We start from the raw sequence: 20129 nt of genomic DNA, 5'->3' as shown, positions 1-20129 counted from the left end.
CCCCTTGCCCCCACTGCGCCCCCTACGCACGGTGTTGGACATGACGTGAACCAACGTGTCAGTCCGCATCAGGATACGTATTCTCTGACGCGCCGCACCAACACCCTGTTGCGTCCTGTCCGGGCGTGTCGGGCCTCGAACTCAACAGGTCGGGTTCGGTCCGCGTCCTGACAGGGCACGGCCCCACGGTCCTGTCACGCGACGCCCGCGAGGCCATCCTGCTGGCCAGGAGGCTCGGCTGGTCGCCCGAGGGGCGAGGCACGTTCTGGATTCAGCCCGAGCACGGCCTCGAGCGCGAGGCACTCTCGGTCATCGCGCCTGATGCCTCCACGTAAGGAGGACGCTACTCCGCGCCAGCAGCGGGCGCGGCGTGCCTTCCGGACGCCTCCACGCGTGGATCCGGCCGTGGCCACACGGCGAAGGCCACGGCGGCGACGAGCGCCACCATCATCACCACCGTGAGCGGAGTCAGCTTCCGCTTCGGCTGAGCGGCGAGCACGCCTGGCGAGGCGGACTGGGCCACGCCCGCCTTCGAGCGCAGCAACACCGTCGACCCCACCGCGCCCGCGCCTGGCGAGGGCGGGACATTCCGGGCAGCGACCGGCGCGGAGGGGCCCCCTGCCACGGGCGCCCGCGCGATGGGCGCGGGGACCACCTTCGGTGCCGCGGCACCGGCCTGCGCGCCCCCTGCTGGCGGACGTACGGGTGGAGCGTCAGCGCCGCGCGGCAACGGAGCAGGCGCGAGGGGTTTCTCTGGAGGGGGTTCCCCATGCGTCCGCTCGGGCCCCCGAGACGCCGACACGCCTCCGCCTGGCACCTGGGCCCCAGCCACAGCCCCGTCCCGAGGCGTCGGCTTCCGGGCGCTCGGCCCTGGAGGCGCCGCGGAGGGCGGCCTCCCCACGGGCGAACGGGCGATGGGCGCGGGCACGACGTCCGCGGGCGCCACGACGGGCCGAGGCGGGGGCGCCTCCATCTCCGGCAAGGGCATCGCCTCGGCGATGGTCGCGGCGTCGTGGGACGGGGCCGCCGCGGGCGCCGGCGCGGCCAGGCTGACCGTCTCCGACTCCCGGAAGGGCGGGTTCGCGTCCGGAGGATTCACGTCGACGTCTTCGTCCTCCGTCCCGCGTCCCGAGCGCCTGCCGGGCACCGTCTCCGGCTTCGACTCCGGAGCCAGCCCCACCGCGAGCCGCGGCGTGCTCAGCGGCGTGAGCATCGGCACCTCGCCCATCGTCTGGAGCGCGCGCCCCGTCAGCGCGAAGATGAAGCTGGCCACGTCCGGGAAGCGGTCCTCCGGGCGCTTCTCCAACGACTTCTCCACCGCCGCGATGACGTGGTCCGGCAGGTCCGGCACCAGCGCCTCCAGGGGCTCCGGCGGATCATAGACGATGCGGTAGATGAGCTCCGGAAGGTTGCCGTTGTCCCGGAACGGAAGCCGGCGCGCCAGCATCTCGTAGACGAGGCACCCAAACGCGAAGATGTCCGTGCGCGGGTCCACCTCGCCGTTCTTCCCTGTGGCCTGCTCGGGCGCCATGTACTGCGGCGTGCCCAGGAGGATGCCGCCCTGCGTGTGCACGCTCTGCGAGTCGATGACCTTCGAGATGCCGAAGTCGAGCAACTTCACGTGCTCCATCATCACGCCGCCCACCTCGGTGGGCACGAGGAACACGTTGCCCGGCTTGAGGTCGCGGTGGACGATGCCCGCGCGGTGCGCGGCCTGGAGCGCCGAGCCCATCTGCCGCGCGCAGGAGAACACCTCCTCCAGCGTCATCGGGCCCTTGCGCAGCCGGCGCGACAGCGGCATGCCGCGCAGGCACTCCATCACCATGTAGGGCGAGCCATCCTCGAGGCTGTCGAAGTCGAGCACCTCGACGATGTTGGGGTGCCCCAGCTTCGAGGCAATCTCCGCCTCGCGCCGGAAGCGCACGAAGGCCTCGGCCCCCATGCCCGCGTCGTGGCGCAGCACCTTGATGGCCACCTGCCGTCCGCGCAGCCGCAGGTGGTTGGCCAGGAAGACGGTCCCCATGCCGCCTCGGCCGAGGACGCCTGCAATCTCATAGGTCTCCCTCAGCACCGTGCCGAGGGGAATGTCATTGGGTTGGGAGGGAGCCATGAGTAACCGGTTTTCAGCTTTGAACCGGATTCTATCCTGCTCCCTCTGACATGCCTTGGCCACTGCGGCCAAGGCGTTCAGAAAGCCCAAATCCAATCCACAAGACCTCTCAGGTCTTGAGAACCGCGACTACTTCGCGGGCACGACGGCGGCGTCGCTGGCCGTGCGCAGCTCGTCTACCACGCGCCGGGCCCCATAGACGTGCTCCAGCCCCGCCAGGATGCCCTCTCCGTGCACGGCGACCGCGCGGTTCGTCTCAGGGACGTAGGCATAGCGGCCGCCCAGCGAGTGCAGGTTCCCATCGAAGATGAGCCCCACCACGCGCCCGTCGCGGTCCACCAGGGGCGAGCCGGAGTTGCCGCCGATGATGTCGTTGGTGGTGGCCACGTCGAACGGCGTCTGGGGCGGCACCTTGCCGCGCGCCTTCAGCCAGGTGTCCGGGAGCTTGTACGGGTCCTTGCCGGTGTGCCGCTCATACGCGCCGCCAAAGGTGGTGAGCGCGGCCACGGGGCGGCCATTCTCATCCCAACCCTTCACCTGCCCGGGGTTGAGGCGGAGGGTGAAGGTGGCGTCCGGATAGCCGGAGGTGCCGTACACCGCGAGGTGCGCCTTGGCGATGCGCTCGCCATTGCGCTTGAGCACCGCCTCCACGGTATCCTCGTAGCGCTTGCGCGCCGCGCGGGCCTCCGCGTCCACCTTGCGCGCGAAGAGAATCATCGGGTCCTTGGAGGCCTCCACCGCCGCCTTGCCGCCCTTGAGCAGCGCGGCGTGCACCTTCACGTCCCGCAGCTTCGTGCCCCGCACCAGGGTGCGCGCCAGGTCAGCGGGCGCCTCGCGTCCGAGCACCAACTGGACGAAGGGGTCATCCGCGCCCAGCGTCTCGCGCACGCGGGTGAGGCCGAAGGTCAGCAGCGCCTGGTCCAGCTCGGGCGTCACCGGCGCGTCGCGCAGCAGCTGCTGCTCCAGCGTGGGGAGCTGGGACTGGGTGTACTCGCGCAGCCGCTCCGCGTTGGGCCGCTCCTTCTCCTCGGCCACGCGCACCAGGTGCCGGGCCATGCGGAAGAGCTCGGAGGGATAGGCGTCCCCGGCCTCCTTCATGCGGTAGTCGGGCAGCATGCGGCGGTACGCGTCCAGCGCCTGGGTGATTTCATCCCACGCGCCGTGGGTGGCGGCCTTCACCTGCGCGTTGGCGTCCACCTTCTGGCGCAGCGCCGCCTCGTCCTGACGCTTGCCGGCCAGCAGCGCCGGGTCCGCCAGCGACTGGTGCCGCCCGCGCAGCGCCTTCAGCCCGTTCTCCACGCCGCGGAGCATGGAGCGCGTGGTGCGGTAGCGCTCCGCCGAACCCCCGGCGTACTCGCGCAGCATGCCGCGCAGCTCGGCGAGCTGGAGCAACGTGTACGGCAGGTTGACGTCGCGCTGGAACTCCAGCTCGGCGACGGTCGCCTTGCGCTCGGTGCCACCCGGGTGGCCGGAGACGAAGACGAGGTCCCCCTCCTTCGCGCCCTGCTTCGCCCACGGCAGGAAGTGCGGGCTCTTCGCGGGCGCATTGTCCTGCCACACGCGCAGGAAGGCCGCGTCGAAGCCGAAGCGCGGGAAGTTGAAGTTGTCCGGGTCACCGCCAAAGGCGGCCATGGAGAACTCGGGCGCGAAGACGAGCCGCACGTCCTGGAAGCGACGGTACTTGTACAGGTGATACTTGCCGCCGTTGAAGAGCGTCACCACGTCACAGCGCACGTCTCCGGACGTGGCGCAGGCGGCCTCCACCGCGGCCGTCTCCTTCTTCAACGCGGTGTTGAAGGCCGCGCCGGTGAGGCCCTTCGTCGCCGCGTTCATCCGCTCGGTGACGTCCGTCATCTCCACCAACTGGTTGGCCTCCACCTTCGGGCAGCGCAGCTCCTGCGCGGCGCTCGACGCGTAGAAGCCCTTGGCCAGCAGGTCCTTCTTCGGCGAGGACAGGTCCTCGATGCAGCCGCGGATGCAGTGGTGATTGGTCATCACCAGGCCCTCTGGCGACACGAAGCTGGCGGAGCAGCCGCCGGCCAGTCGCACCGAGCCGAGCCGGACGTGGTCCAGCCACGCCTGCGTGGGCGTGAAGCCGTAGGCCTTGTTCACCGTGTCGGAGGGAAAGGCGTCGTAGGTCCACATTCCCTCGTCCGCCGAGGCGGGGAGGGACAGGAGCAGGCCGAGTGCGAGCAGTCTGCGATCCACGTGCGGGCGTCCTTCTGTCATGACTGGGAGTGGGGGTTGCCGGTTCTGAACGTGATGGCCGGCGCGCGTCAACCCCCGAGCGGAGGGTGCATTCCCCACGGGTATCATGCGCCGCGTCAGATATGGTGCGGGCAATGCCAGGCAAGCATCGCGTCTACCTCGTCCCCGGTTTCTTCGGCTTCATCAACCTGGGCGAGCTCATCTACTTCGGCCACGCCCTGGACTATCTGAAGGACGAGCTGGCCCGCAGGCAGGTGGAGGCAGAGGTCATCATCGTCCTCTCCCACCCCACGGCCTCCATCCGCACGCGCACCGCGGACCTGCTCAAGGCCGTGCAGGAGACGGCCTCTGGAGACGACGGCCCCATCCACCTCATCGGCCACTCGACGGGCGGGTTGGACTCGCGCCTGTTCGTCAGCCCCGGCGCGCAGGTGGCGGAGGGCGTGGACCTGGAGCCCTTCGCCAGGCGCGTGCGCACCGTGACGTCCGTGTCCACGCCGCACGCGGGCACGCCGCTGGCCACGTTCTTCATGGGCCTGTTCGGGCAGCGCATCCTCAAGCTGCTGTCGCTCTTCACCGTCTACGTGCTGCGCTTCGGCAGGCTGCCGCTGCGCGTGGTGTTCCGCTTCGGACACCTGCTGGCGCGGGCGGATGACCAGCTCGGGTGGAAGCCCACGCTGCTGGACCAGCTCTATGACCAGCTCCTGGGGGACTTCTCCTCGGAGCGCCGTGACGCGGTGTCGAAGTTCCTCAGCGACGTGGGCAACGACACCTCGCTGATTCCGCAGCTCACGCCCGAAGGCATCGACCTGTTCAACGCCAGCACCTTGGACCGGCCCGGCGTTCGGTACGGCTCGGTGGTGACGCAGGCTCGGCCGCCATCGCTGCGCACGCGCATGGCGGCGGGGCTGGACCCCTACGCGCAGCTCACGCACACCATCTACGCGCTGACGTACGGGCAGACGCAGCGGATGCCGCTCACGGCGCTGCCGCTGCACACGCCCGCGCAGACGGCGGCGCTGGTGCAGGCCTATGGCGCGATGCCCGGGCCCACGGCGTGTGACGGCATCGTCCCCACGCGCTCGCAGGTGTATGGCCGGGTGCTGGCCGCGGTGCGCGCGGACCACCTGGATGCGATTGGCCACTTCGACCAGCCCGCGCACCAACCGCCGCACGTGGATTGGCTCATCTCCGGCTCCGGCTTCCGCAGGCCCCAGTTCGAGTCGACGTGGAAGAGCATCGTCGACTTCCTGCTGGAGGACGAGCGCCCTGTCTTCACGGGGTCGTGACGACCGCGAAGACCTCCACATCCGGCGGGGTCAGTAGACACCAATCAGGTGAATCTGCACGCGCGGATTCCCAAGGTATTCCTCCAGCCGCCATCGGCTGCGCATGCCGTCATCACGGACGCCCAGGCCACCTCCGGGCTTCGGCGCCTCCGCGCTGGCGAGCGCATCCCGGAGCTGGGACACGGCCCAGGTGTCGAAATTCGGGTCGCCGGAGCCTTCAATCACCTTGAGGTCGAGCAGCTTCCCGTCACGCGCCTGCCAGACCTCGACGATGGCCGCGAGCGCGAGCACCGGCGTGGTGACATCCACCATGTACATGTTGGCCGCGCGTCCGGCCTCGACAGCCGCTTGCATGCGATTGCGCTGCTCCAGCCGGTGGTCCCGGGGCTCGGCGACGATGGGAGTGCCTGTCTTTCCGAAGCGCGCAATGGCATCCACCTGCTCGCGCTTCATTCGTGAGCCCAACACCTTCAGGTCTGGAGGTGGCGGGTTCACCAACTGCTTCGCGAAGCCTTCCCGCAACTTCGCGAAGTAGGGATGCGTGGCGCCGCTCGACGCGCGCGCCGTGGCGGCGGCGTCCTGGGCCCAGCCGTCCACGCGCACCCGGGCCTCCTCGGCCTGCCGGGCCGCCAGCGCCTTCGGGTCGGGGCCTTCGCCAGGGCGGAGCGTCCGTCCCGTCGAAGGGGGGCCGCCGCGAAGCACGCCGCCTCCCAGCAGGCCCTGGGGCTCCAGGTTGGGACGTTGCTGGGGCTCAGGGACGTCGCGAGGGACGTCTTGCGCCAGGGTTGGCGGTGGCTCGCCGGGGCCCGCTGGAGCGGCGCCGGACGGAGGTGCCTCCGGCGGCTCGGACATGTCGGGGGCCTCCGTCGCGGTCGGGCGCGCCCGCTCCGCGTGACGAGGCGGGTCCTCCTTCTTCGGAGGCAGCCGCGAGGGCGCTTCGTCAGGAGGCGGCTGGCGGGGCTCCGGCGTTGACGGCTCAGGGGGAGGCGTCACGTCCTGGTAGACAACCTCCATCTCGACGGCACGTGGTGCCACGCGGCGCTGGCGGTCGTTGGGCTCACTGCCTGACAGCGCCACGAAGAGCGCGACGTGCAGGAGCCCCGACACCAGGAGCATGAAAAACAGTTGAGCGCGCCGCGACACGGCGGACAGCTTGCCTCGACGGGTCACCACAGTGAAGCAGCCCCTTTTGACGAGTGCCCGGAGCTGACTCCTGCCTGCCAGCTACTCGCCTTCACCTCCCCTCGACGCGGGCGGTCCCGAACTTCAGTGCCGCCGCCTGGCCCCAGCACAAGAGGGCAACCCTGCGCCACCTCACGCCTTCTTCAGCACCGCCAGGAAGCGGGCATCCGCGATGTGCGTGCCCTCGAAGTCCTCCAGCCGAACGGGAATCCACTCGCGGGCCTTGTCCCCCTTCTGCCGGAGCGCCGCGTCCAGGGTATTGAACACCTCGGGAGACGGCTCGCAGATGGCGCGAACGCCGCCCTTGGCCTTCGCGTGGAAGGACACCTGCAACTCGTTCACGAGCGCCAGGTAACGGCCCGGCGGAAAGCGGCGGAAGAGCCACACGCCCATGGTCAACTCCATCACCGTCACCTGCACGCCCAGGTACACGCTGCCCACGTGGTTGCGCGTGCGCCGCTTCAGCGGCACGGACACCTGGGCCCTGGCATCCGATGCGTCCTCCACCCGGACGCCCATCACCGAGGACAGCGGGATGATGTTCTTCACCGCCACCGTCAGCAGCGCATTCGCCGCGCTGGGAGATACCTGGCGCAGCCGTTCCACGAGGTCGAGAGCAAGCATGGTCCGCCCATCATACCGACCGTGAGCCCGGCCGCCTGCCCCCCAGGCGCCACACACGGGCTGGCATTCCCGGCAGGAATCCCCACCTTGGAATGACCTTCTGGAGGAGCCGCGCACCATGAACTTCCCAAGCCATGTGAACCTCCCCACCGACGCACGTGAGGAGCTCATCGATTCCCTCAACACCCTGCTGGCCGACGCCATCGACCTTCATTGGCAAATCAAGCAAGCGCACTGGAACATCCGCGGCCGGCACTTCTACAGCCGCCATGAGCTGTTCGACGAACTGGCCAAGCACGTCCGCAAGCAGGCCGACGCGTTCGCCGAGCGCGCGGGCACGCTGGGCGGCTACGCCGAGGGCACCATCCGGCTGGCGGCCAAGAACAGCGAGCTGCCCGAATACGACCTGAAGGCCGTGGACGGTGACGACCACCTCAAGGCCCTGGTGGACCGCTTCGCCCGCTACGGGGCCAGCATCCGCACCGGCATCCACCGCTCCGACGAGCTGAACGACCCCGTCACCTCCGACCTGCTCACCCAGACGCTGGGCGAGGTCGAGCTGGACCTGTGGTTCCTGGAGAGCCACCTGCACGGCGAGCCCCGCGCGGGGGCGCGCCGCGGGGGCGACGTCCGGCCCCAGGACGCCTCCAGCCCCCCGTCCAACGCCTGAACGGAGCGTTGACCACCGGAAGGCCCCCGCGCGCCTGCTCAAGAGCAAGCGCGCGGGCGGACTCCAGCATATAGAAGGCGTCCTTTCGCGACGGAGGACGCCTTTTTGACTTCACAGACGCGCATGGATGGGAAGGTGTGCCTCATCACCGGGGCCACCGGCGGCATCGGCCTGGAGGCCGCCAAGGCGCTCGCGCGCATGGGCGCCACGGTGGTGCTGGTGGGCCGGGACGCGGGCCGCACCGAGGCGGCCGTGGCCGCCGTGAAGGAGGCCGCCCCCAGCGCCCAGGTGGACTGGCTCCGCGCCGACCTCGCCTCCCTGAAGTCCGTGCGGGAGCTGGCGCAGACCTTCCGCTCCCGCTACCCGCGCCTGGACGTGCTGCTCAACAACGCGGGGCTCATCATCGACCGGCGGCAGGTGACGGAGGACGGGCTGGAGGCCACCATGGCCACCAACCACTTCGCGCCCTTCCTCCTGACGAACCTGCTGCTGGACGTGATGAAGGCCACCGGCCCGGCCCGCATCATCAATGTCTCGTCCGATGCCCACGCCGCGGGCAAGCTCGACTTCGATGACCTGCAGAGCGAGCGCGGCTTCATCGGCTTCCGCGTGTACGGCACGTCGAAGCTGGCCAACATCCTGTTCACCCGCGCGCTGGCGAAGCGGCTGGAGGGGACGCAGGTGACGACCAACGCCCTGCACCCCGGCGTGGTGCGCACGGGCTTCGGTCACAACACCCAGGGCTTCTTCCGCCACCTCGTCAAGTTGGGCGCGGCGTTCATGATTTCGGCGGAGAAGGGAGCGCGGACGTCCGTGTATCTGGCGTCCTCGCCCGAAGTGGAGTCAGTGTCCGGGCAGTACTTCTACAAATGCCGTCCGAAGAAGCCGTCCTCCGCCGCGCGGAACGACGCGCTCGCGGAGCGGCTCTGGCAGGTGAGCGAGCAGCTCACGGGAGTCAAGGGATGATCGACCTCTACACGTTCGCGACGCCCAACGGGCAGAAGGTATCCATCGCCCTGGAGGAGCTGGGCCTCCAGTACAAGACGCACGTGGTGGACATCACCAAGGGCGAGCAGTTCAAGCCCGAGTTCCTGGACATCAACCCCAACAACAAGATTCCGGCCATCGTCGACCACGCGACGCAGGACCACCGTCCGCTCAAGGTCTTCGAGTCCGGCGCCATCCTCATCTACCTGGCGGAGAAGACGGGCCATTTGCTGCCCTCCAACCCGCGCGGCCGGGCGGAAGTGATGGAGTGGCTGATGTTCCAGATGGGCGGCGTGGGCCCCATGTTCGGCCAGCTCAACCACTTCGCCCGCTTCGCCCCCAAGAAGGTCCCCTACGGCATCGAGCGCTATCACGCCGAGTCCCGGCGGCTCGTCGGCGTGCTCGACGGGAAGCTGGGCTCCGGGGATTACGTCGCGGGCCGCTACTCCATCGCGGACATCGCGCTGTATCCCTGGGTGGCCGGCACCCGCGCGTACTTCCCCGAGCTGTTCCGGGGGAGCAGCAACGTCGTGCAGTGGCTCCACCGCGTGGGCAGCCGGCCCGCCGTGGAGCGCGGCATGAAGGTCCCCCAGCTCAAGTAGTCCCACGCTGCTTCCCGGAAGCGCGGTGGCTGGATGGCCGCCGCGCTTCCATGTGTTCTCCCTGGTCATGGCCACGCTCGAACAGCTCCGCTTCGACAACACCTATGCCCGCCTGCCCGCTGGGTTCGGCGCGCGCGTCCACCCCAGCCCCTTCCCAGACGCGAAGCTGGTGAGCGTCAACCCCGCCGCCTTGAAGCTCCTGGACCTGACGCCCGAGGAGGCGCAGCGGCCGGAGTTCGTCGCGGCGATGGGAGGCGCAAAGCCCCTGCCGGGGATGGAGCCCTTCGCCATGGTGTACGCGGGGCACCAGTTCGGCGTGTACGTGCCCCGGCTGGGCGACGGCCGCGCCCTGCTGCTGGGCGAGGTCCGCGACGCCGCCGGGGCGAAGTGGGACTTGCACCTCAAGGGCGGCGGGCCCACGCCCTTCTCGCGCGGGGGTGACGGACGCGCGGTGCTGCGCTCCACCATCCGCGAATACCTGTGCGGCGAGGCCATGCACGGCCTGGGCATCCCCACCACGCGGGGCCTGGGCATCCTCGGCAGCCAGGCCCCGGTGTACCGCGAGGCGGTGGAGACGGGCGCCATGCTGGTGCGCATGGCGCCCTCGCACGTGCGCTTCGGCACCTTCGAGTTCTTCCACTACGCCGAGCAGACCGGGCACGTGGCCACGCTGGCCGACCACGTCATCACCGAGCACTTCCCCCACCTCGCGGGCCAGGAAGGCCGCTACGCGCGCTTCTACACGGAGGTGGTGGAGCGCACGGCGCGGCTAATTGCGCAGTGGCAGGCGGTGGGCTTCGCGCACGGGGTGATGAACACGGACAACATGTCCATCCTGGGCCTCACGCTGGACTACGGGCCCTTCGGCTTCCTGGACGACTTCGAGCCGGGCTTCATCTGTAATCACTCCGACGACCGGGGCCGCTACGCCTTCGACCAGCAGCCGCGCATCGGCCTGTGGAACCTCGCGTGTCTGGGCGAAGCGCTGCTCACCCTTATCTCGGAGGATGAGGCCCGCGCCGCGCTGGCCACCTACCAGCCCACCTACAACGCGCACTTCATGGACCGGATGCGCGCGAAGCTGGGCCTGCGGGAGACGCGCGACGAGGACCGCGAGCTGGTGGGCGACCTGTTCGCCCGCATGGCCGAAGCCCACGTGGACTACACCCGCTTCTTCCGCGCGCTGGGCGACCTCGCCTCGGCGGATGGCGCGGACACACGTCCGGTGCGTGACATGTTCCCCGCTCCCGAGGGCTTCGATGCCTGGGCCGGGCGCTACCGGGCGCGGCTGGCCGCCGAGGGCAGCGTGGACGCAGAGCGCCACGCGCGCATGACGCGGGCGAACCCCAAGTACGTGCTGCGCAACTGGGTGGCGCAGGAGGCCATCTCCCGCGCGGAGGCCGGGGACTTCTCGCTCGTGGACCGGCTGCTCGGCGTGCTGTCGGACCCGTTCGCCGAGCACCCCGACGCGGAGCCCTACGCGGCGGCGCCTCCCACCTGGGGACGGCACCTGGCGGTGAGCTGCAGCTCCTGAGGCCGCGCCACGGGCCAAGGTTGAAGAAGCGAAGATTCCGCCTGGCCACGGTTGCCGGAACACGCGGCAGGCGCAACCTTTGCTGTCTATGGTGACGGACCTCACCCGGTTGCCCCTGCGAGGGAAACAAGGCGCCTTTCACGTCATCGTCGAGTCTCCCCGAGGCTCCACGCTGAAGCTCAAGTACGACACGGCGCTCAAGGCCTTCAGCCTCTCACGGCCGCTTCCCAGGGGCCTGCGCTATCCCTTCGACTGGGGCTTCATCCCCTCCACCCAGGGGCCGGATGGAGACCCGCTGGATGCGATGGTGTACTGGGACGACGCGAGCTTTCCCGGCGTGGTGCTGCCCTGCCGTGCGCTCGGCGTGCTCCAGGTGGAGCAGAACACCGGCGACGGCGGACGCGAGCGCAATGACCGCATCCTCGCCGTTCCCAACACCCCGTCTCGCGCCGGACACCTGACGGACTATCAGCAACTGCCACAGCGCGAACGAGAGGAGTTGGAGCACTTCTTCCTCGCCGCCGTGCGCTTCGAGGACAAGGACGCGCGCATCCTGGGCTGGGAGGGGCCGGAGGGTGTCGAGCGGCTGCTCCGCCAACACGCACGCACGGAGGAATAGATGGCCCAACCCACGCCCATCCGAGGACTCGGGCCCGACAGCCGCCTGGGAGACGCCGCGCGCCGCATCCTCGCGGGCCGGCTCGCGGACGTTCGCAAACCGGAGGCCGGCTTCCAGGACGCCGTGGATGACGAGTCCGTCCATGACATGCGCGTGGCCACCCGGCGGCTTCGCGCCGCCCTCAAAGTGTTCCGCTCCCTGGGCGGCATGAAGAAGCTGGAGCGCGACGTGAAGCGCATCCAGGACGCGCTGGGGGGCGTTCGGGACGTGCACGTCCAGTCCGCGTGGCTGGAGCGCGTGGCCCGGAAGGCGAGCAAGAAGCCCCAGGTGCGCGCCGGCATCCAGACCCTGCGCAAGAAGCGGCTGTCCGAGCTGGAGACGCACGAGACGCGCCTGCACGCGGAGCTGGAGCGCTGGGTGGACAGGACAGTGCCGCGGCTCTTGCGCAAGCTGGACGGGCTCGATGACGGGCACCGCTTCGCCGGCCGCCGCGTCCGGGACGCGCTGCGCCAGCGCCTCAAGCGCGTGCAGAAGCGAATCGACACGTACGAGGACGCGGCCGACGCGGCGTCCGCCCACGAGCTGCGCAAGGAGCTGAAGCGGCTGCGCTACGAGCTGGAGATCTTCCAGCCGGCCTTCCGCCGCACCCTGGACGCGCTGCTGGAGGTGCTCGTGCCGCTCCAGGACGGCCTGGGCGAGCTGCACGACGCCGACGTGCGCCTGGAGCTGTTCGAGCGGCTGGCCGCGGAGTCGGCGCCGCGCGAGCGCAAGTCCGCGCGGGCCCTGCTCCCCCTGGTCCGGGAGGAGCGAACGAAACGCGCGGCGGAGATTGCCCGCGAGGTCCAGCGGTGGCGCACCGAAGAGATTCCCAGGCGCTTACGCCGCATGTTGACCTGATGGCCACGGAGCGGGTGTCGGGTTTTCCCGACGCATCGAAACACATCCAGGCAGCTCGACAGCGTCTCGTTGCCGCTACAGCTGCCGTCGCCACACAGGTAGCGGCCAAGCTCGGCCTCGGGTGTCAGCGCATTCCGTCACATGAAATTGAAGGGCATGGCGACGGAGAGCGTATGGATGAGCTGCTCGGTCTCCGCATGGGGCCTGCGCGTGAAGACGTTGAGGTAGCCCACCTCCACGGAGGAGTGGTCCCCGTACTTCCATCCCGCACCAACGAACACGCGGTTCATGTCGAAGCCGGCGCTGGGACCATTCGCCACCGAGTTGAGGTGGTAGAAGACCTCATCCCAGACAATCAACGACAGGCGCCCCTCCGCGGCCACCGGGTGCGCACCGCGCAGCATGACGCGGGCCCGGTGGGAGACCTCCGTCGTGCCGGGCAGGAAGCGCTGCTCCAAGCGGGCGCGGAGCGTGCCCCGGACCTGGCCGAACTTCGGCGTGTAGAGGAACTGCTGGAAGAGCCGGCTTTCGCCCTGACGCAAGGCCGGGTCGCCCTCCCAGAGCCACAATGGAATCCAGCCCTGTCCCAGCCACAGCGACATGTCCTGGGCCAGCCGTACGCCTCCCGCCGAGCGGAGGATGGCGCGGGCGTCGTCCTTGCCGAAGCGCGGCTGGGCTTCCAGGTAATAGAGGAAGTGTTCCCCGATGCCCCCCTGCGCCGACACCGTGTACCAGAGCTGCGCTTCCGCGCGAACGGGCCGGGCTTCCCCGCTGTGAAAGGGGATGACGAGCAACAGACCGATGAGGGGGAGCCAGTTCTCCGTGCGCATGATGCGCATGCCTAGAGCACGACACGCGCACCCGCTCAACTGGGCAAAGCCTGAGTGCGGTCTGCTCGACGATACCGCGGCCGATTCACGCCCCCCGGTAGGAGGCCCGGACCAGACTGCCCTCCTGGCCGCCCTCGTCCCGCGGGTGGGTGCACGAAGCGCTACCCATGGATGGGGTTTAACGGTAAGGGGCGCCCCCCATGCGTGCGTGCGGACTCGATTTCGGAACCAGCAACACCGCCGCGGCCCTGCCTGACGGCACGGTGCTGTCCCTGCAACCCCATACCTCGGAGGCCCGTCTCTTCCGCTCCGTCCTCTTCTTCCCGGACGACGAGCAGGACATCTACGCCGGCGCCGACGCCATCCAGCGTTACCTGGAGGACAACACCGGACGCTTCATCCAGTCCGTGAAGTCCTTCCTCCACTCCAGCTCCTTCCGCGCCACCCAGGTGAAGGGGCGCACCTACACCATCGAGGAGCTGGTGGCCGTGCTGCTGCGCCGCGTGCGGGACGCCGCCGCGAGCTCCATGGGGGGCGCGCCCGAAGCCGTCGTGCTCGGCCGGCCCGCCGTCTTCACGCCGGACCCGGAGGCGGATGCCCTGGCCCAGCAGCGCCTGCTGCGCGCCGCGGAGCTCGCGGGCTTCCAGCACGTCCAGTTCCTCATCGAGCCCATCGCCGCGGCGCTCGCCTATGAGGCGCAGCTCACGCGCGACGAGCTCGTGCTGGTGGCGGACTTCGGCGCCGGCACCACCGACCTCACGCTGATGCGCCTGGGCCCCAGCCGCCGCGACAACCCGGACCGCCGCCAGGACGTGGTGGGCTCCACGGGCGTGCGCATCGGTGGTGACCGCTTCGACGCGGAAATCATGCGCCACAAGCTGCTGCCCCGCTTCGGCGCCGGCTCCACCTACCAGGTGCGCGGTTTCAGCGACAAGCGGCTGCCCATTCCCCAGCACATCATGGCCAAGCTGCTCACCTGGCACGAGATGTCCTTCATCCGGGAGAAGTCGACCCAGGAGCTGCTGGAGACCATGCTCAACACGAGCGACCGCAAGGCCGAAATCCAGGCCCTGTACGACCTCGTCATGGACAACCTGGGCTACCGCCTGTTCCGCGCCATTGAAGCGGCCAAGGTGCGCCTGTCCCAGGAAGACACGGCCACGGTGGACTTCGAGGAGGCCCGCATCACCCTCCACGAGCCCATCACCCGCGAGGAGTTCGACACCTTCAGCCAGCCGCTGCTGGACGAATTGGACGCGTGCACCGCGGGCCTGCTGGAGAAGCACGCGGAGGCGAAGGACATCGACGCGGTGTTCCTCACCGGCGGCTCGTCACAGATTCCCGCGGTGCGCCAGCTCTACATGCGCCGCTTCGGCGAGGGGCGCGTGCGCACCGCGGATGCCTTCACCTCCGTGGCCGAAGGGCTCGGGCGCGCGGCGGCGCACCTGTCCGTCTGAGCCGGACGCCCGGGGCGGGCCCTACGGGCCCACGTCCACGGTGCGGCTGAGCCACCCCACCCCGCCCCGCCCATCCCGCGCCACCACCCAGAAGGTGACGCGCTGGGGCGTGGCGGGGGTATCGTACGCCGACGTCGGGTCACCCGGCCGGCCTTCCACGGGCTCCTGGGAGCGGAACTCCTTCACCTCGCCGTCGCCCGTGGCGAACCAGCTGAAGAAGACCTGCTCGGGGCGCGGGCCTTCGTCCGCCTCTTCGATTTCGACGCTGCCCTCGGCCAGCACCGGCGTGAAGGTCACCTCGCGCGACACGGGCAGCGGGCCGGTGAGCGGCGCGCCGTCCCACAGGACGTCCGACACCACCGGGTTCTGGTTGGGCGTGGTGGTGGCCCGCAACGTCACCCGGCGCACGCCGCGCTCCGTGCCTTCCGGTGTGCCGCTGCCGTCCGTAGCCTCGTAACCGATGAAGAGCGGGATGCCCCGGGCCAGCGCCTCGCGCAGCGCCGGGTCCTCGGGGTCCAGCGCTCCACCGCCCCCCGGATTGCCAGTGGCCAGCGCCTCCAGCAACACCGCCTGCACGTTCGGGTCCGAAAGCGACAGCTCGCCGTCCGGCAACGGCACGCTGTCGTCCCCCGGGCACCGCCCGTCATAGGGATTGCCGGTGAAGCGGCACAGCGCGTAGCGGACGGTGACGGGGCGCGCGTCCGGCGTCACCGCCAGCGCGTTGAACGTCATGGGCCCGGGCAGCGTGGAGGCGTCCGGGTCCACCACCAGCTCGGCGGGCTCCGCCTGGATGGCCAGCACGCGCACGCGCCGGATTTCGCTTTGAAGCTCGAAGTCGGGCCCGCAGCCGGCGAGCAGCAGCGCCACGAGCGCGGAGAGGATGGAACGCATGCTCAGAAGCTCCCCCGAGCGCCGATGATGGGAAGGATGGGCAGTCCTTCGAAGAAAGCGCTCTGGGTGTAGTTGTAGTTGTAGGCGATGCCTTCCACCGCCGGGTTGTTGTAGGCGTTCGTGAGGTCCAGGTAGACGTTGAGCGCCCACTTCTCGAAGGCGAAGTTCTTGTCCACGCGGATGTCCAACTGGTTGAAGGACGGCAGCCGGCGCGAGTTCACCGCCGCGTAGAGTGGGATGAAGACGTCCGACCCGTCATCGCGCACCGAGCCCACCACCGGCGTCGTGGGATTGCCCGAAGCGAAGCGCATGCGCGCGCCCACCTCCCAGCCCGCCGGCAGCTTGTAGGACGCAATCGCTGTCAGCACGTGCGTCTGGTCATTGTCGAAGAGGCGCCAGCCCACGCCCGGCGCGTCCTGGCGCTCGCTGCGGCTGAGCGTGTAGGAGACCCAGCCGAAGAGCCGGTCCGTCAGCGCGCGGCGCACCAACACCTCCAGGCCGTAGATGCGCCCCACGCCGCCGTTGCTCAACCGCTCGGGCACCCGCTGGCCGTTGCGCACCACCGTGGCGTTGGAGCGGACGATGAGCCCGTCCAGGTCGTTGTAGAAGACCTCGCCGCCCACGAACCACTCCGGCCGCGCCTGCCACTCCGCGCCCACGCTGTACTGGAGCGACCGCTTCGCGCGCAGGTCCGGGTTGCCGAAGGCCACGCTCGGCTCGTCCTGCACAGGGGGGCCGTGATAGACGCCCGCGCCGCCCTTGAGCGTCAGCGTGTCCGTCAGGCCGTAGCGGACCGCCAGACGCGGGTTCAAGGTGCGGCGGGCCTGAGTCTGGTCGGTGAAGACGTAGCTCTCCGCGCGCAGGCCCGGCACCAGCAGCAGGCGCGGCACGGGGCGCCAGCGCGCCTCCACCCAGGTGGAGGGGAAGTACTGGAGGAAGTCGCCGTCCGCGGTGAGCACGTCATCGGTGACGGTGGGCGTGGGCGGCTCGCCCTCGCGGGAGAGGCCCTGGATGCGCGCGGTGACCCGGGCGAAGTTGCTCACCACGTCGATGCCGCCCGCCAGCGTGAGCGCCTCCCCGAAGGCGTACTCCACGGTGGAGCGCAGGTTCAGGTCCGTGGAGGCGATGCGCAGGCCGCGGTCGCCGATGCCGAACTGGACCAGCGTGTTGCCCACCAGGCCGTGCGTGTCCAGGGTGAGCGCGTCCGCGCGGTACTGGTGCCGCAGGCGCAGCTGGTTGAAGCCGGTGGTGACGTTCAGCCCACCGGTGACGGTGGGGTCGTCATCCGCCGGCCGGTCGAAGACGAGCCCCAGCCTGTCTCTGGAGGTGAGCCCCTGCAGCGTGAAGGTGTGGCGCGACTTCGGCTTCCACACCAGCTTGAGCTGCGCGTCGTAGTAACGCGGCGCCACCTGGAGGCTGGGGCCGTTGTCGCCCTGTGGCACCAGGCCCAGCACCAGGTCGATGTACGAACGCCGTCCCGCCACCGCGAAGCTCAGCGTGTCGGTGATGGGCCCCTCCACCACCGCGTTGGATTCGATGAGGCTGACGCCCACGGTGGCGTGGAGCCGGTCCGTGCGCGGCTCGCGGCTTCGCACGTTGATGACGCCGCCGGTGATGTCTCCGTAGTACGCGGAGAAGTTGCCGGGCAGGTAGTCCACCGCCTCCAGCAGCTCCGAGTTGTAGACGGAGGTGAGGCCGCCGAAGTGGTAGAGCAGCGGAATCCGCTGGCCGTCGAGGAAGACGCCGGACTCCTGCGGGCCCGTGCCGCGGATGACGAGCTGGCCACCGTTGAAGGCGGGGCGCGCCACGCCGGGCAGGTTCTGCACCACCTTCAGCGTGTCGCCCTGGGTGCCGGGGACGCGCTGCACCTCGGCCAGTTGGAGCGTGGTCTGCGTCACCTCCTTGCGCTCGCGCTCGCTGCGCACCACCGTCTCGAACGCGCCGAAGATGCGCTTGCGCACGTAGTACGTGGCGCGCGTCTCCTGACCTTCCGTGAAGGTCTCCTCGGTGCGGAAGCGCTCGTAGCCGCTCTGCACCACCAGCACCTCGTACGTGCCCAGCGGGATGCCGCGGAAGGAGAAGCGGCCCTCCTCGTCGGTGACGGTGGAGCGCTCCAGCGCGGGCAGCACCACCTCCGCGCCCAGGAGCGCGTCCCGCGTGCCCCGCTCCAGCGCCCGGCCGCTGAAGTTCACGGGAGCCTCGGGCTCCACGGCGGCGGCGTCCTCTCCCTCTGGCGGCGGCGGTGGACGGAAGACGAACTGGTAGGCGTATTCGATGCGCACCGGCGCGGGGACACCGTCCACCTCGGCGGGCTCGAACTGGAACTGGCGGACCGCCTCCACGGCGGCCTCGTCGAAGCCGTGGCCGGCGGGCTGGGACACCTCGACGTTGGAGACGGCGCCCGTCTCCGAGATGTCGACCCACATCACCACCGTGCCCTCGAGCTGCTGGGCAGCGGCTTCCGGTGGATAGATTGCCTCCACCTGGCGCATCAGCGCGGGGGGCTTCGTCAGCACCCCCTGGGGCGCGCCGGCGTCGGCATTCGTGACGCCCGCGTCCTGCGGGGCGGCGGCGCCAGTGGCGGCGAGGAGGCTGAGAACGGCGAGAAGGATTTTCATGAGGGGCGCGGGACTCCCGCGCCCCTCCTAGTGCGGCGCCTACTTCGGCGCGAGCACGATTTCGATGCGGCGGTTCAGACTGCGATTCTCCGCCGAATCGTTGGCCGCGATGGGCTGGTACTGCCCGTAACCCGCGGCGGAGAGGAACGTCGGGTCCACGCCAGCGTTCTGGAGTGAACGGACCACCGCCATGGCGCGCGCCAGGCTCAGCTCCCAGTTGGACGGGAACTGACCGCCGCCAGTCGGGACGTCGTCCGTGTGGCCTTCCACGCGGATGATCTTCCCCTGCACCGTCTTGAGCGCGTCGGCGATCTTCTTCAGCGCCTCCTCGCCTTCCTTGCCGACCCGGGCGGAGCCGGAGGCGAAGAGAATCTTGTCCTTGAGCTGGACGGTCATCTTGCCCTTGAGCTCGGACAGCTCAATCTTGCCGTCGGAAATCTCCTGCTTGAGGCTCTGGGCCAGGTTCTCGTACTCGGAGCTGCGCTTCTCCAGCTCCTCCTTCGCCTGGGCCAGCTTCTTCGTGTTGCGCGCCAGCTCGTCGTTGAGGGCGGCCAGCTGGGAGTTCTTCTCCTCCAGCGCACGGCGCTCCGCGGCGCCCGCGGTGAGGCGGGACTCAGCGGTGCCCAGGCGGGTGTTCAGCGCCTCCCGCTCCTGCTCCAACTCGGCGACCTTCTCTTCCAGCGCCTTCACCTTGGCTTCGGCCGCCTCGCGAGCGCCCTTCTCGTCGTTGAGGCCCTTGGCGAAGTTCTCCGCCTCGAGCGCCTTGGCGTCGAACTTCCCCTGCGAAACACAGCCCGTGGTGGAGAGCGCGACGAGTGCAGCCAGAACCAGCGGTTTCCGCATATGTACGTGTCCTCCTGACACCTGTGGATGAAGCGCCAGCCTATCGCTGGTGGTGCTCTGGGTCAGGAAGAACCTCGTACATATTTTGAGCTGAAATGATTGAGCGGCTGACGGACAGCCCCCGTGTGTCAGTCAGCGCGGAAAAATAGGATGAGAGTCGAGCCAGACGGAGAAGAGTGCGTCCGCGAAGTGCTTGCCGGGGATGAAGACGCCACCGGAGGCGTCTCCTCCGACTTCGAGCCCGACGCCCGGGGTGTAGGTGATGACGAGGTCCTCGCCCTTCTGCACGTCCTTCAGCGACGCGAGCATGATGCTCAGGTGGTTCGCCAGCGGCCCCCGACGCAGGGCGGGGCTGTGCTCCAACCCGTCCCGGAAGCTGCCCACGAGCTGGTCCCGGGAGATGTTGCGCAGGAAGTGGAAGTGGAGCCGCTTCACGGAGTTGGAGTTGATGGCCTCGTGCGTGGAGCGTGGCCGGTCCTCCATGTAGAGGCTCCAGACGTAGACCTTGAAGAAGAGTTGCTTGTGCAGCTCCATGTGGGCGAGTTCGACGGTGCGCCCCTTGAGGTTCAGCGACACCGGCATGTGCACGCCGCCGACCTGCTTCTGTCCCGCCTGCGCGGCGCCCGCGACGAGCAGCATGCCCGCCACGAGCCCCCGCAGATTCCCACCCCACGCTTGAGTACGCATGCGCCCGACCCCCGCCCCCAGACCCCACTGAATCCGACAGGACATACGCTGCACACGCTCCCGGGCACCGCCAACGCCCGG

At 69.6% G+C, this 20129-nt stretch carries 18 protein-coding genes; 9 read left to right on the top strand and 9 right to left on the bottom strand.

Annotated features, from left to right (window positions below; all coding sequences use genetic code 11):
* Window positions 1-125: 125 nt before the first annotated feature.
* Window positions 126-335 (top strand): hypothetical protein, encoded by a 210-nt coding sequence (locus tag HNV26_RS25110; protein ID WP_171445059.1) that lies wholly within the window; start codon window positions 126-128, stop codon window positions 333-335.
* Between the two features lie 8 nt (window positions 336-343).
* Here HNV26_RS25110 and HNV26_RS25105 read toward each other — a convergent pair whose 3' ends face one another.
* Together HNV26_RS25105 and HNV26_RS25100 are read right to left on the bottom strand one after the other, a co-directional pair.
* Window positions 344-2110: a serine/threonine-protein kinase gene (locus HNV26_RS25105; RefSeq protein ID WP_171445060.1), complete on the bottom strand. Its 1767-nt coding sequence runs from the start codon at window positions 2108-2110 to the stop codon at window positions 344-346.
* 129 nt (window positions 2111-2239) lie between these two features.
* Window positions 2240-4318: a S46 family peptidase gene (locus HNV26_RS25100; protein ID WP_171445061.1), complete on the bottom strand. Its 2079-nt coding sequence runs from the start codon at window positions 4316-4318 to the stop codon at window positions 2240-2242.
* Between the two features lie 134 nt (window positions 4319-4452).
* Between HNV26_RS25100 and HNV26_RS25095 the strand changes: the two genes are divergently transcribed.
* Window positions 4453-5607 (top strand): esterase/lipase family protein, encoded by a 1155-nt coding sequence (locus HNV26_RS25095; protein ID WP_171445062.1) that lies wholly within the window; start codon window positions 4453-4455, stop codon window positions 5605-5607.
* A gap of 30 nt (window positions 5608-5637) precedes the next feature.
* Here HNV26_RS25095 and HNV26_RS25090 read toward each other — a convergent pair whose 3' ends face one another.
* Window positions 5638-6723, bottom strand: a complete 1086-nt coding sequence (locus tag HNV26_RS25090; protein ID WP_216612695.1) for a ferrichrome ABC transporter substrate-binding protein — start codon at window positions 6721-6723, stop codon at window positions 5638-5640.
* A gap of 198 nt (window positions 6724-6921) precedes the next feature.
* Entirely contained in the window at window positions 6922-7413 is a 492-nt protein-coding gene (locus HNV26_RS25085) for a DUF4442 domain-containing protein (RefSeq protein ID WP_216612694.1), read from the bottom strand.
* Window positions 7414-7531: 118 nt separating this feature from the next.
* Here HNV26_RS25085 and dps point away from each other — a divergent pair, with 118 nt between their 5' ends.
* From dps to HNV26_RS25055, 6 genes are all read left to right on the top strand, one after another.
* Entirely contained in the window at window positions 7532-8083 is a 552-nt protein-coding gene (dps, locus tag HNV26_RS25080) for a DNA starvation/stationary phase protection protein Dps (RefSeq protein WP_171445065.1), read from the top strand.
* Between the two features lie 123 nt (window positions 8084-8206).
* Entirely contained in the window at window positions 8207-9049 is an 843-nt protein-coding gene (locus HNV26_RS25075; protein WP_171445066.1) for an SDR family oxidoreductase, read from the top strand.
* The gene (locus tag HNV26_RS25070; RefSeq protein WP_171445067.1) at window positions 9046-9672 is read left to right on the top strand and encodes a glutathione S-transferase N-terminal domain-containing protein; all 627 of its coding nucleotides are present in this window, start codon (window positions 9046-9048) and stop codon (window positions 9670-9672) included. Before HNV26_RS25075 ends, HNV26_RS25070 begins: the two co-directional genes overlap by 4 nt.
* A 67-nt stretch (window positions 9673-9739) precedes the next feature.
* Window positions 9740-11206: a protein adenylyltransferase SelO gene (locus HNV26_RS25065; protein ID WP_171445068.1), complete on the top strand. Its 1467-nt coding sequence runs from the start codon at window positions 9740-9742 to the stop codon at window positions 11204-11206.
* 88 nt (window positions 11207-11294) lie between these two features.
* Entirely contained in the window at window positions 11295-11825 is a 531-nt protein-coding gene (locus HNV26_RS25060) for an inorganic diphosphatase (protein WP_171445069.1), read from the top strand.
* Window positions 11826-12722 (top strand): CHAD domain-containing protein, encoded by an 897-nt coding sequence (locus HNV26_RS25055; RefSeq protein ID WP_171445070.1) that lies wholly within the window; start codon window positions 11826-11828, stop codon window positions 12720-12722.
* A 137-nt stretch (window positions 12723-12859) separates the two neighbouring features.
* Here HNV26_RS25055 and HNV26_RS25050 read toward each other — a convergent pair whose 3' ends face one another.
* Entirely contained in the window at window positions 12860-13552 is a 693-nt protein-coding gene (locus HNV26_RS25050; protein WP_171445071.1) for a DUF2490 domain-containing protein, read from the bottom strand.
* 200 nt (window positions 13553-13752) lie between these two features.
* Here HNV26_RS25050 and HNV26_RS25045 point away from each other — a divergent pair, with 200 nt between their 5' ends.
* Window positions 13753-15009 carry an Hsp70 family protein gene (locus tag HNV26_RS25045; protein ID WP_171445072.1) on the top strand — a complete coding sequence of 419 codons (1257 nt, stop codon included), beginning with the start codon at window positions 13753-13755 and terminating at the stop codon, window positions 15007-15009.
* Window positions 15010-15030: 21 nt separating this feature from the next.
* On the opposite strand, the gene HNV26_RS25040 is transcribed toward HNV26_RS25045, so the two are convergent.
* From HNV26_RS25040 to HNV26_RS25025, 4 genes are all read right to left on the bottom strand, one after another.
* Complete coding sequence (locus HNV26_RS25040) at window positions 15031-15900, bottom strand: hypothetical protein (RefSeq protein ID WP_171452886.1); 870 nt, start codon at window positions 15898-15900, stop codon at window positions 15031-15033.
* A gap of 2 nt (window positions 15901-15902) precedes the next feature.
* Complete coding sequence (locus HNV26_RS25035) at window positions 15903-18518, bottom strand: TonB-dependent receptor domain-containing protein (RefSeq protein ID WP_171445516.1); 2616 nt, start codon at window positions 18516-18518, stop codon at window positions 15903-15905.
* 39 nt (window positions 18519-18557) lie between these two features.
* Window positions 18558-19361 carry an OmpA/MotB family protein gene (locus HNV26_RS25030; protein WP_171445515.1) on the bottom strand — a complete coding sequence of 268 codons (804 nt, stop codon included), beginning with the start codon at window positions 19359-19361 and terminating at the stop codon, window positions 18558-18560.
* A gap of 132 nt (window positions 19362-19493) precedes the next feature.
* On the bottom strand, window positions 19494-20048 hold the full coding sequence (locus HNV26_RS25025) for a chalcone isomerase family protein (protein WP_171445514.1): 555 nt from the start codon (window positions 20046-20048) through the stop codon (window positions 19494-19496).
* Window positions 20049-20129 lie beyond the last annotated feature (81 nt).

Origin of the sequence: Myxococcus xanthus (assembly GCF_013116825.1) — a bacterium.
Lineage (GTDB): Bacteria > Myxococcota > Myxococcia > Myxococcales > Myxococcaceae > Myxococcus > Myxococcus xanthus_B.
The sequence above is the reverse complement of the archived record's forward strand: the minus strand, read 5'-3'. Positions and strand labels throughout refer to the sequence as shown.